Raw genomic sequence first — 13,504 nt, forward strand, 5'->3', positions numbered from 1 at the left:
GTGATGCCGTCATCTTTTCACTTGTTCAAGCCCGTCGCGGCCCTCTCGGCCAGTCCGATGAGCGTGCGGGTGATGGCGCCCGTGCCGCCCTTGGGGGTGTAGCCGTGCGGCTCTCCCTTGTTGAAGGCGGGCCCGGCCATGTCGATGTGGGCCCAGCGCCGGTCGTCGGGCACGAACTCCTTGAGGAACAGGCCCGCGGCCAGCATGCTGCCCCAGCGCTCGGGCTGCAGGTTGGCGATGTCGGCGATCGGCGAGTCGAGGCCCTTGCGGAGCTCCTCCGGCAGCGGCATGCCCCATGCTCCCTCGCCCGCCTCGCCGGCGACCGAGACGACCAGCTCGCGGACGGCGTCGTCGTTGGACATGACGCCGGCCGTCCGCCAGCCGAGCGCGACGATCTGCGCGCCGGTGAGGGTGGCGACGTCGACGATCAGGTCGGGGTCGTCCTCCAGGGCGCGGGCGATGCCGTCCATGAGGACCAGGCGGCCCTCGGCGTCGGTGTCGAGCACCTCGACGGTCTTGCCGCTGTAGCTGGTCAGCACGTCGGAGGGGCGGGTGGCGGTGCCGCTCGGCAGGTTCTCGGCCAGGCAGAGGTAGCCGACGGCGTTCACCTTGACGCCGAGGCGGGCGATGCCGAGCAGCGCGCCGAACACCGCGCCCGCGCCACCCATGTCGGACTTCATCCAGTCCATGGCCGCGGACGGCTTGAGCGACAGGCCGCCGGAGTCGAAGGTGATGCCCTTGCCGACGTAGGCCAGCGTCTGGGTCGCCTCGGGGTGGGAGTAGGACAGGCGGACCAGCCGCGGCGGGTTGGCAGAGCCCTGCCCGACGCCGACGATGCCGCCGTAGCCGCCCTCCTTGAGCTGCTTCTCGTCGAGGACCTCGACGGTCAGGCCCGCCTTGGCGCCCTCCTGCTCGGCGATCTCGGCGAACTTGGCCGGCCACAGGTCCTTCGGCGGGGTGTTGACCAGGTCGCGCACCAGCGTGACCGCGTCGGCCACGATGGCGGCCCGCTCGGCCGAGCCCTCGGCGGCGGTCAGCACGACCAGCTCGCCGACGGGGGCCTTCTGCTCGCCGTTGGTGCGGTACCTGTCGAAGCTGTAGGCGCCCAGCAGGCCGCCGAGCGCCACCGCCTCGGCCTCGCCGGCGGAGGAGGCGGGCAGGGCGAGCGCGGCGCGGGCCGTACCGGCCAGGGCGCGCGTGGCCGCACCGGCGGCGCGGCGCAGCCCCTCGACGTCGGCGGACTCACCGAGCCCGACGGCGACCAGCAGCGGCGCGGTGATGGCGCCGAACGTCGGGATCTTGGACACTTCGCCGGGCTTTCCCGTGAAGCCGACGGCGTCCAGAGAGGCGGCCAGTTTGCCGTCGAAGGCGGCGTCGAGGCCCTTGGCAGTGGGGCGCGGGCCCTCCGAACCTGACAGGAAACCGACGACCAGCGCGTCGGTGTCGAACGAGACGGGATCTGCTGAGTTCAGCCGCACAGTGGTCACGTAGACCGATGCTATCCACGGTTGGCGGCTTATTCATAAACAGGGGTTCATCCCACCAATACGGCGTCGCCAAATGGTGCTAGTGTTAATAGCACTATGTTGCTCACGCTCGATCTCAACGATCCCCGGCCGCTGCACGAACAGGTGGCCGGGGCGATCAGACGCGCCATCGGTGAGGGCTCCTACCAGGCAGGCGACCGCCTCCCGCCGGCCAAGGACCTCGCCGACGCGCTGGGCATCAACGCCAACACCGTGTTGCGTGCCCTGCGCGACCTGCGCGACGAGGGCCTCCTGGAGTTCAGGAGAGGCAGGGGAGTGAGCGTCGCGGGCGTGCCCACGGGCCGCGCGCTCATCGTCCAGCGCGCCCGCGACCTGCTCGAGGAGGCGAAGAAGTACGGCTACAGCCGCGACGACCTCATCGAAGTACTGAAGGAGCTGTCATGACCAGCAGGACCCGTGCGTTGCTCGCCACCGGGGTGTGGGGGCTGACCGTCATCCCCGCCCTCGTGGCACTCCCCCTCTCCCTGAGAGACAGGTTGCCCGAACCGCTCGCCACCCACTGGAGCGGCGCCACGCCCGACGGGAACATGTCCTTCACCCAGAACATGCTGTTCAGCGTCACCATGGCCGCCGTGATCCTGGTGGTCATGGCGGGCATCGCCGTCCACGGCAAGGCCTTCGAGCGCAGGCTGAGCCGCGGCTACTGGTGGGGCGTCCTCTTCGGTTCCGCGGTCTTCGTCATCGGCATGGAATGGTCCATCCTCCGCGCCAACCTCGACGTCCAGGTCTGGACCCAGGCCGGCGGCCTCGGCTGGGCCCCCGTGGCCGTCATGGCCGGGGCCGCCGCCGTCGGCGTGCTCGCGGGCTTCCTCCTCAGGGGCGAGCCCGACCAGGCCGCACCCGAGGGCGAGGCGCCGCCCAGGCTGCGGCTGCGCTCCGGACAGCGCTCGGTGTGGGTCAGCCGCGTCTCCAACCCGTGGCTGGTCGCGCTCACCGCGGGATCGGCGCTGCTGACGGCCACCGTCGGCGTCCTGACCCTCATGGGGCTGACGAGCGGCGCGGGCTGGTCGCTGCTCGGCGTGTCGGTGCTCCTGCTCACCGTCGGGCTGCTGACCTCCTCCATCACCGCGCGGATCACCGATGACGGCCTCGCCATCGGCTTCGGGCCGTTCGGTTGGCCGGTGCGCAGGATCAGGCTCTCCAAGATCGACAGCGCCTGGTCGGAGCAGCGCTTCCCCAGCCAGGTGGGCGGCTGGGGCATCCGCGGCGTCCCCGGCGCGGCGGCCATCATGCTGCGCGGCGGCGACTGCCTCGTCCTTCGCTACCGCTCGGGCGGCCAGCTGCTGATCAGCATCGACGACGCCGAGCGCGGCGCCGCCCTGCTCAACGCCCTCATCGAGGAGAGAGCCGGCGCGTGACCCGCCGCCACGAGCCCTTCCTGCCCGCCGATCCCCATGACTTCGGGCCCCCGTCCTGATCCCCCCTACACCTGGAGTCCCAGATGATCGTGTTGTTCCTCGCCGTCGCCTTCGGCGCGGCGTGGCTGGCCGCGCTTCCCCTCTGGCTCGGCGGCGGCCTGGCCGACCCCCTGTTCGGCCCGCTGGTCGGGCTGATGATGTTCACCCCGAGCCTCGGCGTCCTGGCCGTCTGGCTCGCCAGGCGCACGCCGTTCCGCGCCTGGGCGAAGGAGACCGGCCTCACCTTCGGCGAGCGCCCCGGCCGCACCGTCGGCCTGCTGCTCGCCACGTGGGCGGCCGTCCCCCTGGTCGTGTACGGCACGCTCGCCCTCACCGCCGCCCTCGGCCTGGTCTCCCTCGACCTCGACCGCCTGAGCCTCTTCAGCGCCGCGTCGGGAGCGCCGGGAGACCCGCACACCGCCCTGATCGTCCAACTGGTGGTGACGACCCTGGTGGCCCCGATCGTCAACATCATCCCCATGGTGGGCGAGGAATGGGGCTGGCGCGGCTGGCTGCTGCCCAAGCTGGTCGAATCGCGCGGCGTCTTCGGCGGGCTGGTCCTCTCCGGAGTGATCTGGGGGCTCTGGCACGCCCCCGCCACCGGCCTCGGCTACAACTACCCGGCCGTCGGCCCGTGGGCCGCGCTGCTGTTCGTGGGATTCTGCGTGCCGGCCGGGATGCTCTTCGGCTGGCTGCGCCTGCGCACCGGCAGCATCTGGCCCGCCGTGATCGGCCACGCGGCGCTCAACCCCGCCGCCTCGCTCGCCCTGATGCTGGGAGACGCGGCCGCCCCGCCCAACGCCCTCTTCGCGGGCATCACCGGGCTGGTCGGCTGGGCCGTGCTCGCCGTCCTCGCGGCCCTCGTATTCAGGCGCTGGCCCGTACGGCAGCCGCAGCCGGTCTAGCCGAACACCGCGCACACGACCAGCACGGCGGTGGTCGCGGTCTCGACGAGCGCGCCCAGCACGTCGCCCGTGATCCCGCCGAGCCTGCGCACCGCGTGGGCGAGCAACCCGCTCGCCGTCCCCAGCCCGGCGAGCACGGCCAGCGGGAGGACCAACCCGTACCCTCCCGCCGGCCCCCACGGCCCTCCCAGCAGCACCGCCGCGCCCACCACGACCAGCGTGGCGACCAGCGCGGCGGCCGGCCGTACGGTGCCCGCCACCATGGCGCCGAGCCCCTCGGGCCGCGCCGGCGGCACCCCGCGCGTGCACGCCCACGTCAGCGCCAGCCGCCCGGTCACGCAGGCGGCCACCAGCGCGACCGGACCCGCCTCGGCCAGCGCCGCACACTGCACGATCAGCGTGAACACCAGCGTCAGAACGCCGAACGGCCCGATGTCCGACTTCTTCATCACCTCGAGCGCCTGGACGGCGGGCCTGCCGCTGCCGAGACCGTCCGCCAGGTCGGCGAGACCGTCCAGATGCAGGCCCCTGGTCAGCAGCGCGAGCAGGCCCAGCGCCAGCGCCGCCCCGAGCAGCGGCGAACCTGGCAGCGCCAGCGGCAGGCAGCTCACGGCACCGAGCAGCAGCCCGGCCAGCGGCGCGAGGAGCATCGCCCGCCCGGCCACCTCACGGTCGACCCGGTTCACCCTGACGGGGAAGACGCTCAACGTCCCCACCGCGAACCGCATCCCGTCCACCCACCCGGCCATGAGCGTCGATCCTACGGTCCCCCCAGACTTCCCCTGCGGCCCGGCTCCCTGGCCTCCTGGCCTCCCTTTCCGGGCAGCCCGGCGCATGCGGGGAGCTTCCCGGCGCACCCGGAGGAACGCGGCCGTCACCGTCCGCGAGCACACCGAAGGCGGCGCTTCCTGGCGCATCCGGGGGACGTGGACGTCACCGCCCGCGCACACCGAAAGGGCGGCGTTTCCCGGCGCACCCGGGGGAACGGCGCGGTCGCGCGGTCGCTAGGGTGTCCGGATGCACGCCGTGGAACTCGAAGGTGTCAGCGTCAGGGTGGTCGCCAGGACACTGCTGGCGGAGATCGACTGGCGGGTCGCCTACGGCCAGCACTGGGTGATCCTCGGCCCGAACGGGGCAGGCAAGACCACGCTGCTGTCCCTGGCCGCCGCCGTACGGCATCCCAGCGAGGGCACCGCCACCATCCTCGGCCGCCGCATGGGCCGGGTGGACCTGCGCGAGCTGCGCAGGGACATCGGCCTGGTCGCCGCCAGCCAGCGCCTGGTCGACGAGGGGCTGCTGGAGGAAGAGGCGGCGACCGCGCACACCGTGGTCCTCACCGGGCACACGGGCACGAGCGCGCCGCTCTGGGACAGGTACGGCCAGGCCGAGCACGACAGGGCCCACGCGCTGCTGGCCGAGATGGGCTGCAAGGACCTGGCCGACCGGCTCTTCGTGGTGTGCTCGCAGGGAGAGCGCGCCCGGATCAGGGTGGCCAGGGCGCTCATGGCGGACCCGGCCATGCTGCTGCTGGACGAACCGTTCGCTGGACTGGACTTCCCCGCCCGTGAAGACCTCATCACCTCCATCGAGGACCTGGCGGCACGCGACGGGCTGACCACGGTGACCGTCACGCACCACCTGGAGGAGGTGCCCGCCACGACCACGCACGCGCTGCTCATGCGCGACACCCGCATCCTGGCGGCGGGGCCGGTGGAGGAGACGCTGACCGAGGAGGCGCTGTCGGAGTGCTTCGGCCGCAGGCTGCGCGTCGACCGGCTGGACGGCCGCTGGTCCGCCCGCGCCGTCCGCACCCGACACCCCTGATCCGGCCCGTCTTGGTCCGGCCCGTCTTGGTCCGGCCCGCCTGATCCGACACCCCTGGCCCGGCCCGCCTTGATCGCGGCCGCGTCTTGTTTTCGCTCGGCGGCGGGTGGCGTTCAGCCGAGGGGGAGGAGGCGGCCCGCCACGACGAGCGTGACGTCCTCCGACTCGGCCGCCAGCCGCTGGTTCAGGCGGCCCAGCGCGTCGCGGAAGGCCCGCCCGCTGGAGGTGGAGGGAACGACGCCGAGCCCGACCTCGTCCGACACCGCGACGATCCGGTGCCGGGTCGAGCGCCAGGCCGCCACGAGCTCGTCGCAGCGCCGTACGACCTCCTCGCGACGCGCGGGCTCCTCCCACGCGCCCGCCTGGTCGAACACCGCCGCCAGCCACGTCCCCAGCCCGTCGACCAGCAGCGGCGTCGTGGCCCGCGCGATCGCCTCGGCCAGCTCGGTGGTCTCCTCGCACGCCCAGTGCGCCGGACGCCTGGCCTGGTGGGCGGCGACCCGCGCGGCCCACTCGGGGTCGCCGTGGCCCGAGGGTCCCGTGGCGAGGTAGGTGACCTGCGGCTCGGCCGCCAGCCGCAGCTCGGCCTCGTCGGACTTGCCCGACCGGGAGCCGCCCAGCAGCAACGTGCGGCGCGGCGGGGCCGGGCGGGGCGGGGGAGCCTGCGCGGTGTCCACGACCGTCCCGTCCGGTACGGCCCGCGCCCCCCACAGCGCCAGCCGTCTGGCCAGCTCGGACTCCGACCTGACACGGTGGTCCAAGCCGACGGCGACGACGTGGGTCCCGGCGGTCACGAGCCCGCGCCGTCGCAGGTCGCCGAGGACGGCGGGGTCGTCGAGCAGGTCCACCAGGACGAGGTCGCACGAGGGGCTCTCGCCGCCGGACGTCGGATTCCCGGATCCCGGCACCTCACGCGACCCAGGAGAACCGCCGCCGTGCCGACAGCCGGCCGGAAGACCGCTGAGAGCGCTGAGAGCAGAGCCGAGGTCGGTCAGGGAGCGGATGCCGGACAGGTCGAGCAGCCGGGAGCCGTCAGGGGCGACGAGGAGCGGGCCCGTCGCCGCATAGCCGGGGGGACACGCCCCACCGCCCGGCCACGGTATCCCGTCGACCTCCACACGCAGCGGCGAACGCCACCCCGGCGGCAACCCCGCGCACGACGCGCACGCGCACCCGGGCGAGGGCCAGCCGTCCCGCCCCGCCGTACCGATGAACCTGACAAGCACGCGTCACAGCGTGGCACGCCCGCGGAACCCGCGCGCCACCCGCACCCCGCCAATGAACCTGAGCGGCACGCGTCGCAGCGTGGCGCGCCTCCGCGACCTGCGCCCCGCCGCTGAACCTGAGCGGCACGTGTCACAGCGTGGTGCGCCTGCGGGACCTGCGCGCCGCCAATACCCCGGCGCCCACGAGTACGAGCGCGGCCACGCCGCCGGCGATCCATGCCACCGGCAGTCCGCCATCCTCCACGGAGGGGGCGGAGGGCGTGGCGGGGAGGGACGGCGCGGCGCCGCCCTTCGCGCGCGCTGGATAGTCGTTGACGGCCAGGACCGTTCCAGCCGGCTCCGCGCGCACCCTGGTGGCCAGGGCCAGCGCCTGCACCCCCGTCGCTCCCTCGGGAGCGGTGACGCACGCGGTGAGCGACGCGGGCGGTCGCTCGCCGGGGTAGGCGTCGAGGTCCGGGTCGCCGAAGTCGGTCACGACGGCCACGCGCTGGTGCCCCGAGGCGTCGGGCTCCTTGCCGCAGACCTGGTCGAAGGCGGGCAGCTCGCCGCGGGGGGACTCCGGCGCCGAGCCGTCGGGAGCCGCGGCGAACCGCCAGCCGATCACCGCCCCGTCGCGTACGGCGGCGCCCGCCTCGCCGGACAGCCATGCGGTGCCGTCGCTGTGCCAGTAGCTCCACCGGCGGGCGGCGTTCGGATCCACCCCGCCCGTGACGGGATCGGCCAGGACACGGCCGCGATGACCCGAGCCGCGATGACCCAAGCCGGGATGACCCAAGGCGGAGGGGGCGGCGAGGGCGGAGGCGGTCGCTGGGGGAGCGGCGGCCAGGGCCGAGACGGTCGCGGTGGAGGCGGCGGCGAGGGTGGAGACGGTCGAGGTGGAGGGAACGGCGGAGGCGGAGGCTGGGGGAGCGGCGGCCAGGGCCGAGACGGTCGCGGCTGAAGGAGAGGTAGCGGTCGTGGCTGAAGGAGAGATAGAGGGGGAGATGGCGAGGGCAGGGGTGGAGACGGTGAGGGTCGCCGCGAAGGCGAGCCCGAATGCGCGCAGCATCGATCAACCTCCATGCTCCAGGGGTATGGTGCGGGTGCCGATGTGAGCTCGGGCGATCCCGCGGAAAAGGAGCGTATGGCATGACTTGGCGCTGGCGTTATGAAAACGCGAATGGTGGTGAAGTGACCGACCGCCTGCTGCCGCGCGAGGTTTTTCCCAGCCAGGCCGACGCGGAGTCCTGGCTCGGTGAGAACTACCGTGAGCTGCTGGAATCCGGGGTCGAGCGGGTGGCTCTGCTCGAGGAGGACCGGGTGGAATATGCGGGTATGTCGTTGCGAACGGAGTGAATGAAAAAACCCCTTGGGAGCCAAGGGGTTTTTCTTTCATGCGTAACCGCTATGGCCTGGTGGCCGGCGAGATCGTCTTGGCCGGGTCACGCTCGACGATCGGGCCGAGCACGTCGTCGATCTTCTGGAGCACCTCGGCGTCGAGCTTCACGCCGGACGCCTTGACGTTGTCACGCACCTGCTCCGGCCTGGAGGCCCCGACGATGGCGCTGGCGACGTTCGGGTTCTGCAGCACCCACGCGATCGCCAGCTGGGCCATGCTGAGCCCGAGGTCGGCCGCGATCGGCTTGAGGTCCTGGACCCGGGCGAGCACGTCGTCGGTCATGAACCTGTCGATCATCTTGGCGCCGGTCTCGTCGGTGGCGCGCGAACCTGCGGGAACGGGCTGGCCGGGCAGGTACTTGCCGGTCAGCACGCCCTGAGCGATGGGCGACCAGACGATCTGGCTGACGCCCTCCTTCTCGCTCAGCGGCACGATCTCCGTCTCGATGACCCGCCAGATGGCGTTGTACTGCGGCTGGTTGGACACGATCCGGTCGAAGCCCATCTCGTCGGCGATCTTCAGCGCCTGGGCGATCTGGTCGGCGGTCCACTCGCTGACGCCGACGTAGAGGACCTTGCCCTGCCGTACGAGGTCGTCGAAGGTCTTGAGGGTCTCCTCGAGCGGAGTGGCGTAGTCGAAGCGGTGAGCCTGGTAGAGGTCGACGTAGTCGGTCTGCAGGCGACGCAGCGAGCCGTTGATCGACTCGGTGATGTGCTTGCGGGACAGGCCGCGGTCGTTGGGCCCGGGGCCCGTCGGCCAGTAGACCTTGGTGAAGATCTCCAGCGACTCGCGGCGCAGGCCCTTCAACGCCCTGCCGAGCACCTCTTCGGCGCGCGTGCCCGCGTAGACGTCGGCGGTGTCGAAGGTCGTGATCCCCTCGTCGAGCGCCGCCTTCACGCACGCGATGGCGGCCTCCTCCTCGACCTGTGAGCCGTGGGTGATCCAGTTGCCGTAGCTGATCTCGCTGACCAGGAGACCGCTGCGGCCGAGGTGACGGAATTCCATGCGCCCGACTGTATCGGTTCGGGATAGTGTGCCCAGCGTGGTGAAGGTTGTACGGCATGCGCTGACCGCCGCCATCCTGACCGCGATCGCCGTACGGCTGCGCCGCCGCATGTCGGCGTCGCCGGGCACGGGGAAGGCGCAGGCGCAGCGAAAGACGCGGACGCAGGGAAAGGCGCCGACGCGGGGCGCGGCGCCGACGTAGGGCACGGCGCAGATGTAAGGCAAGACGCGGGCGCAGGGAGAGACGCCGAGACCGGTCGGCGGTGATCTCCGTGGCGCCGGTCCCGGGGCGGGTCCGGTAGGGTGCCGCGCGTGCTCAAGCTCCTGCGGATGGCCCTGACCGCCGCCGTGCTCGCCGCGATCGCGATCAGGATCGACACAAGGACCAGGACGGCCGCTCCCGACCAGGAGCCGGCGCCCGGCCTCCCTGCCACCGGGCATCCAGGGCATCAAGGGCGTCCGGGGCGTCCAGCACGTCCGGGGCAGCCGGGGCAGCCGGGGCAGCCGGGACAGCCAGAGCGCCGCCGGCGGCGGCTGGACGCCCGCTTCCTCGCGGGAGCGCTGGTGGGAGTGCTCGTCGCCGGTGTGGTGGCCGCCGGGCTGTACGCGCTCGCGGGTCGTTCGCCGCGCGAGGCCGACGTCCGGGCAGGGCGGATGCCGATGGCCGGCGAGGCCGCCAGGAGCGGGGCGCCCCAGCCCCCCGGGCAGCCCGCGGCGACCGCCGTCCCGCAGCCGTCACCCCAGCCGTCCCGGCTGTCGTCTCCGGCGACGGGGGCCACGCCGCGGCCCGATCCCGCCTGCTCTCCTGAACGGCGTCCGGTGACGATCAGGCCCCTCGACCGCCAGGTCCAGCGGCAGGTGAACGCGCAGTGGCGGCGCATCGAGCGGTGGTTGCGGCGCAACGACCCGGCCGGCTACGCCTCCCTGCGCGGTCCCGGCAGGGCGCGCACGATCGCCGTCGCCGAGTCGCAGATGGGCCTGGAGTTCCCCGACGACCTGCGGGCCTCCCTGCTCCGGCACGACGGTTCGACCGGCCCCTTCGGCTTCGGCTTCGCCGAGAAGGGCACGCACAACCTCAGCATCAGGGGCATCCGCGACGCGTGGCGGCAGATGTGCGCGCTGGATCCCACCGACAGCGGGGGCGACCCGCGCGCCGAGACGTGGAACGGCCGGATGATCCCCTACGCCGCCCGCAACGGGACCGACCGGCGCCCCGACTTCGGGGTGATCGACTCCGTCGTGGGCGACGTCAAGGCTCCGGGCATGCGGGACGTCCGGTGGCCCTCGTACCTCGCACTGCTGAGCGCCGTGGCCGACATGCTGGAGTCGCCGGACGGGTGGTACTCGGGCGTGGTCAAGCGGCCGCCCTCCTCGGAGGCGACCGAGTCCGGGTGACCGAGTCCGGGTGACCGAGTCTGAGTGACCGAGTCTGCGTGACCTAGTCCGAGTGACCGAGTGACCTAGCGCCCGCGCAGCCGGGCCTGGTCCACCAGGGCGTGCCGGTGGTGGCCGTGCTGCCCGCGCAGGGCCAGGACGGCGGGCGGGAAGACGACCAGCGGCCGCATCATGCCCTCGTCCTGGTGTTCGAGCAGGTGGCAGTGGTAGGCGAAGCGCCCGCTGCCGCCTTCGAACCGTCCCGCGACCTTGACGACCTCCGCCCCGCCGACCCTGACGACGTCCTTCCATCCCTGCTCGTTCGGGTCGAGCACGCCCGCCTGCTTGAAGGTCACCGGCGTCTCCGTCGTCCCCCTGTCCACCTTGAATCCGGAAATGTCGTAGACGTCGCGACTGAGGATCTGGAAGCGCATCAGGTGGATGCGCATGGGGTGCATCGCGGGAGCGACGTTGACGAACGTCCACGCCTCGGTCCCGCCCAGCGCGGCGAAGAAGTTGACGGCGTCGTCGGGCATCCGCGCCACCCGCCGGTACGTCCTGACCGTGCCCGAGGCGTCCTTGATCTGGACGACGCCTTCCGTGCCGACCGGCGCCGCAGGATCCTCGGCCATCTCCCACATCTGCGCGTGGTCGCCGCCGCCCACCATCGTGAGCACCACCCGGTGCCCGTGGTCGGCCGGCAGGTTGTCGTGCGTGGTGCGCACGAAGCTCGGCGAGATCACCGCGGGCAGCGTGAAGGAGTCGTGCGGCCTGCGGTCGGCCACCCGGAACTGCATCACGTCGGGGAAGGGGATGTTCGCCTGCGGCGCGGGCTGGCCCGGCGCGCCCGGCCCGCAGTTGACCAGCTTGACCCGCCTACCGGCCAGCGCCCGGAAGTCGACGAGCACGTCGGCCCGCTCGGCGGGCGCCAGCACCAGATCCCCGTCGATCGCCACCGGCGCGGGCAGCAGCCCGCCGTCGCTGCCGATCTGCTTGACCACGCCGGTCACCGGCTGCCCGCTCGCCTCGTCCAGCAGGCGCAGCCTGAACGTCCTGGCGTTGGCCGCGTTGAGCACCCTGAACCTGTACCACCGCGGCTCGACGTCCATGTACGGCCAGACCACCCCGTTGACCAGCGTGTACGGCCCGGCGAAGGGCCTGGTCACCACCTTCGGCGTGGTCGCGGCGATCTGCACCTTGTGCAGCAGGTCCCCGGTGAGGAGCCCGGCCGCGTCGGTATCGAAGTTGCGGTCGCACAGGATGAGCGGGACCTCGTGCCTGCCGGCGGGCAGCCCGAGCGCGTCCTCCTCCTCGTCCCTGACCAGGTAGGCGCCCAGCAGGCCGGAGAAGACCGTCCAGGTGCCCACGTGCATGCCGTGGTCGTGGTACCAGAGCCCGGTGCACGGCTGGTCGTTGAGGTACTCCACGGCCTCGGCCTCACCGGCCAGCAGCCCGTTCTCGCTCCAGCCGTCGTTGCCCGCGTTGGTGATCGCGCCGTGCAGGTGGACGGCCAGCCAGGGCGGGATCGCCGCCACGTCGGCGCGCGGCGTGGCTCCGTCCCTTCCCGGCTGGTTGATCGGGATCGTCGGACCGGCCGGCACCTGGACCGCGGTGACCGGCACGGTCTCGTCCTTGATCGTGTTGGTCCACGCCACCTTGACCTTCTGGCCGCGCCGTACCTCGATGGTCGGGCCGGGGAAGCTGCCGGCGTAGGTCCAGAGCCGTGTGGGCGGCAACTGGGAGTGCAGCCTCCTGCGCACCGAGCGCATCTCGAGCACGACCTCCCTGTCCTTGGGCCTGAGCACCCGAGGGACGGGCAGGACGTCGAGGAACGGCGTGAGCGTGGCGGTGGTCGGCCGGTCGACGCCGTCCAGCTCCGGGCCGTCTCCGATGAGTGGTTCGGGTTCGGCGGCGGCCGCCGTGGTCGTGGTCACCGCGGCCGCGGCCCCCGCGGCGACGCCGAGGAACCCTCGTCTTGTCGTTCGCACCTGGTCTCCCCGTGAATGAAGAACCGGACCCCAACGGGTGGGACGAACGTGACGACTCCCAGGTTTGCTGGATTTTCAGGAAATTTTAAGTTCCTGATGGCAGGCGCACATACCAGTACGGCCCGCGTCCTGCGGGACGCGGGCCGTACTGGTATGAAGCGAGCTCAGGCTTTGGGCGGCGCCGGCTTTCCGCCGGGCAGGAACTGCGGCGGCGGGAAGCGAAGCCTGCGGATCTGCAGCGCGCGCATGGCCGCGTAGAAGCCGATGCCCTTGATGTCCTCGTTCGGGAACTTGTCCGCGGCGGCCTTCTTCACCTTCCACGACACCCAGAACGACGTGGCCAGCACGCCCACCATCATGACCGGCCAGCCGACCGTGATGACGCCGAAGTAGACCCACTGGCGGGCCGCCGGCGGGAACGGGATCCACGTCAGCAGCAGGATGACCAGAGAGAAGGGCAGGAAGTACTGGCTGAGGACGCGGCGCGAGTCGACCCAGTCGCGAGCGAACTTGCGCACCGGGCCCTTGTCGCGGGCCGGCAGGTAGCGCTCCTCGCCGCGCAGCATGCCCTGGCGTGCCTTGTCCCGGTCGGCCGTCTGCCTGGCCCGCATCTGCTTGTAGGCCTCTTTGCGGTTGGCAGGCGCGGTCACCGGCTGGCGCCGACGCCCTTCGGCGTCACGGCGCTTCGGGGTGGGACGACCTTTGCCCTGGGGCTTAGGATCGTCAGTGGGGACGGGGGATTCGTCCACTGAGGTCTGGGTTCGGCGTCGCAACACAGCGTCAACCCTACCTGGAGTGCAACTTAGTGACGCCCCCGTGCGTTATGCGTAGGGTAATCCCAAGGCGGCTGCGCTGCACTG

The 13,504-nt window shown here is 72.3% G+C and carries 14 protein-coding genes; 7 read left to right on the forward strand and 7 right to left on the reverse strand.

The window, feature by feature from the left end:
* Positions 1-17: 17 nt before the first annotated feature.
* On the reverse strand, positions 18-1,487 hold the full coding sequence (locus ACWENQ_RS04770; protein ID WP_449921403.1) for a leucyl aminopeptidase: 1,470 nt from the start codon (positions 1,485-1,487) through the stop codon (positions 18-20).
* Between the two features lie 96 nt (positions 1,488-1,583).
* Here ACWENQ_RS04770 and ACWENQ_RS04775 point away from each other — a divergent pair, with 96 nt between their 5' ends.
* The 3 genes from ACWENQ_RS04775 to ACWENQ_RS04785 all read left to right on the forward strand — a co-directional run bounded on the left by ACWENQ_RS04775 (position 1,584) and on the right by ACWENQ_RS04785 (position 3,849).
* Positions 1,584-1,931: a GntR family transcriptional regulator gene (locus ACWENQ_RS04775; RefSeq protein WP_354919531.1), complete on the forward strand. Its 348-nt coding sequence runs from the start codon at positions 1,584-1,586 to the stop codon at positions 1,929-1,931.
* Positions 1,928-2,905 carry a hypothetical protein gene (locus tag ACWENQ_RS04780; protein WP_452412894.1) on the forward strand — a complete coding sequence of 326 codons (978 nt, stop codon included), beginning with the start codon at positions 1,928-1,930 and terminating at the stop codon, positions 2,903-2,905. The genes ACWENQ_RS04775 and ACWENQ_RS04780 overlap by 4 nt, the downstream gene beginning before the upstream one ends.
* Before the next feature lie 83 nt (positions 2,906-2,988).
* Positions 2,989-3,849 carry a CPBP family intramembrane glutamic endopeptidase gene (locus tag ACWENQ_RS04785; protein ID WP_452412895.1) on the forward strand — a complete coding sequence of 287 codons (861 nt, stop codon included), beginning with the start codon at positions 2,989-2,991 and terminating at the stop codon, positions 3,847-3,849.
* Here ACWENQ_RS04785 and ACWENQ_RS04790 read toward each other — a convergent pair.
* Complete coding sequence (locus ACWENQ_RS04790) at positions 3,846-4,598, reverse strand: adenosylcobinamide-GDP ribazoletransferase (RefSeq protein WP_452412896.1); 753 nt, start codon at positions 4,596-4,598, stop codon at positions 3,846-3,848. The two genes, ACWENQ_RS04785 and ACWENQ_RS04790, sit on opposite strands and share 4 nt — an antisense overlap.
* Before the next feature lie 268 nt (positions 4,599-4,866).
* Here ACWENQ_RS04790 and ACWENQ_RS04795 point away from each other — a divergent pair, with 268 nt between their 5' ends.
* A complete protein-coding gene (locus tag ACWENQ_RS04795) occupies positions 4,867-5,673 on the forward strand; it encodes an ABC transporter ATP-binding protein (RefSeq protein WP_449921396.1) in 807 nt (268 codons plus the stop codon).
* 113 nt (positions 5,674-5,786) lie between these two features.
* Here the strand turns inward: ACWENQ_RS04795 and ACWENQ_RS04800 are convergent, their stop codons facing one another.
* Both ACWENQ_RS04800 and ACWENQ_RS04805 read right to left on the reverse strand, forming a co-directional pair.
* Entirely contained in the window at positions 5,787-6,899 is a 1,113-nt protein-coding gene (locus tag ACWENQ_RS04800; protein WP_452412897.1) for a bifunctional adenosylcobinamide kinase/adenosylcobinamide-phosphate guanylyltransferase, read from the reverse strand.
* A gap of 130 nt (positions 6,900-7,029) precedes the next feature.
* Positions 7,030-7,947 (reverse strand): SCO2322 family protein, encoded by a 918-nt coding sequence (locus tag ACWENQ_RS04805; RefSeq protein WP_452412898.1) that lies wholly within the window; start codon positions 7,945-7,947, stop codon positions 7,030-7,032.
* Between the two features lie 80 nt (positions 7,948-8,027).
* Between ACWENQ_RS04805 and ACWENQ_RS04810 the strand changes: the two genes are divergently transcribed.
* The gene (locus ACWENQ_RS04810; protein WP_354919511.1) at positions 8,028-8,234 is read left to right on the forward strand and encodes a hypothetical protein; all 207 of its coding nucleotides are present in this window, start codon (positions 8,028-8,030) and stop codon (positions 8,232-8,234) included.
* 49 nt (positions 8,235-8,283) lie between these two features.
* Here ACWENQ_RS04810 and ACWENQ_RS04815 read toward each other — a convergent pair whose 3' ends face one another.
* Complete coding sequence (locus tag ACWENQ_RS04815) at positions 8,284-9,282, reverse strand: aldo/keto reductase family protein (RefSeq protein WP_354919508.1); 999 nt, start codon at positions 9,280-9,282, stop codon at positions 8,284-8,286.
* Positions 9,283-9,319: 37 nt separating this feature from the next.
* On the opposite strand from ACWENQ_RS04815, the gene ACWENQ_RS04820 reads away from it, so the two are divergent.
* Together ACWENQ_RS04820 and ACWENQ_RS04825 are read left to right on the forward strand one after the other, a co-directional pair.
* The gene (locus ACWENQ_RS04820) at positions 9,320-9,484 is read left to right on the forward strand and encodes a hypothetical protein (protein WP_449921388.1); all 165 of its coding nucleotides are present in this window, start codon (positions 9,320-9,322) and stop codon (positions 9,482-9,484) included.
* A 110-nt stretch (positions 9,485-9,594) separates the two neighbouring features.
* Entirely contained in the window at positions 9,595-10,677 is a 1,083-nt protein-coding gene (locus tag ACWENQ_RS04825; protein WP_452412899.1) for a hypothetical protein, read from the forward strand.
* A 65-nt stretch (positions 10,678-10,742) separates the two neighbouring features.
* Here the strand turns inward: ACWENQ_RS04825 and ACWENQ_RS04830 are convergent, their stop codons facing one another.
* Complete coding sequence (locus ACWENQ_RS04830; RefSeq protein WP_452412900.1) at positions 10,743-12,644, reverse strand: multicopper oxidase family protein; 1,902 nt, start codon at positions 12,642-12,644, stop codon at positions 10,743-10,745.
* 164 nt (positions 12,645-12,808) lie between these two features.
* Positions 12,809-13,393, reverse strand: a complete 585-nt coding sequence (locus ACWENQ_RS04835) for a DUF3043 domain-containing protein (RefSeq protein ID WP_449921457.1) — start codon at positions 13,391-13,393, stop codon at positions 12,809-12,811.
* Between the last annotated feature and the right edge of the window lie 111 nt (positions 13,394-13,504).

The sequence above is a fragment of the Nonomuraea sp. NPDC004354 genome, from assembly GCF_053602555.1.

Bases quoted from the DNA above. Each gene is read 5' to 3' on its own strand.
- ACWENQ_RS04815 (WP_354919508.1), bottom strand. From the start codon at position 9,282: ATGGAATTCCGTCACCTCGGCCGCAGCGGTCTCCTGGTCAGCGAGATC.
- ACWENQ_RS04790 (WP_452412896.1), bottom strand. From the start codon at position 4,598: ATGGCCGGGTGGGTGGACGGGATGCGGTTCGCGGTGGGGACGTTGAGC.
- ACWENQ_RS04795 (WP_449921396.1), top strand. From the start codon at position 4,867: ATGCACGCCGTGGAACTCGAAGGTGTCAGCGTCAGGGTGGTCGCCAGG.
- ACWENQ_RS04810 (WP_354919511.1), top strand. From the start codon at position 8,028: ATGACTTGGCGCTGGCGTTATGAAAACGCGAATGGTGGTGAAGTGACC.
- ACWENQ_RS04775 (WP_354919531.1), top strand. From the start codon at position 1,584: ATGTTGCTCACGCTCGATCTCAACGATCCCCGGCCGCTGCACGAACAG.
- ACWENQ_RS04780 (WP_452412894.1), top strand. From the start codon at position 1,928: ATGACCAGCAGGACCCGTGCGTTGCTCGCCACCGGGGTGTGGGGGCTG.
- ACWENQ_RS04805 (WP_452412898.1), bottom strand. From the start codon at position 7,947: ATGCTGCGCGCATTCGGGCTCGCCTTCGCGGCGACCCTCACCGTCTCC.
- ACWENQ_RS04785 (WP_452412895.1), top strand. From the start codon at position 2,989: ATGATCGTGTTGTTCCTCGCCGTCGCCTTCGGCGCGGCGTGGCTGGCC.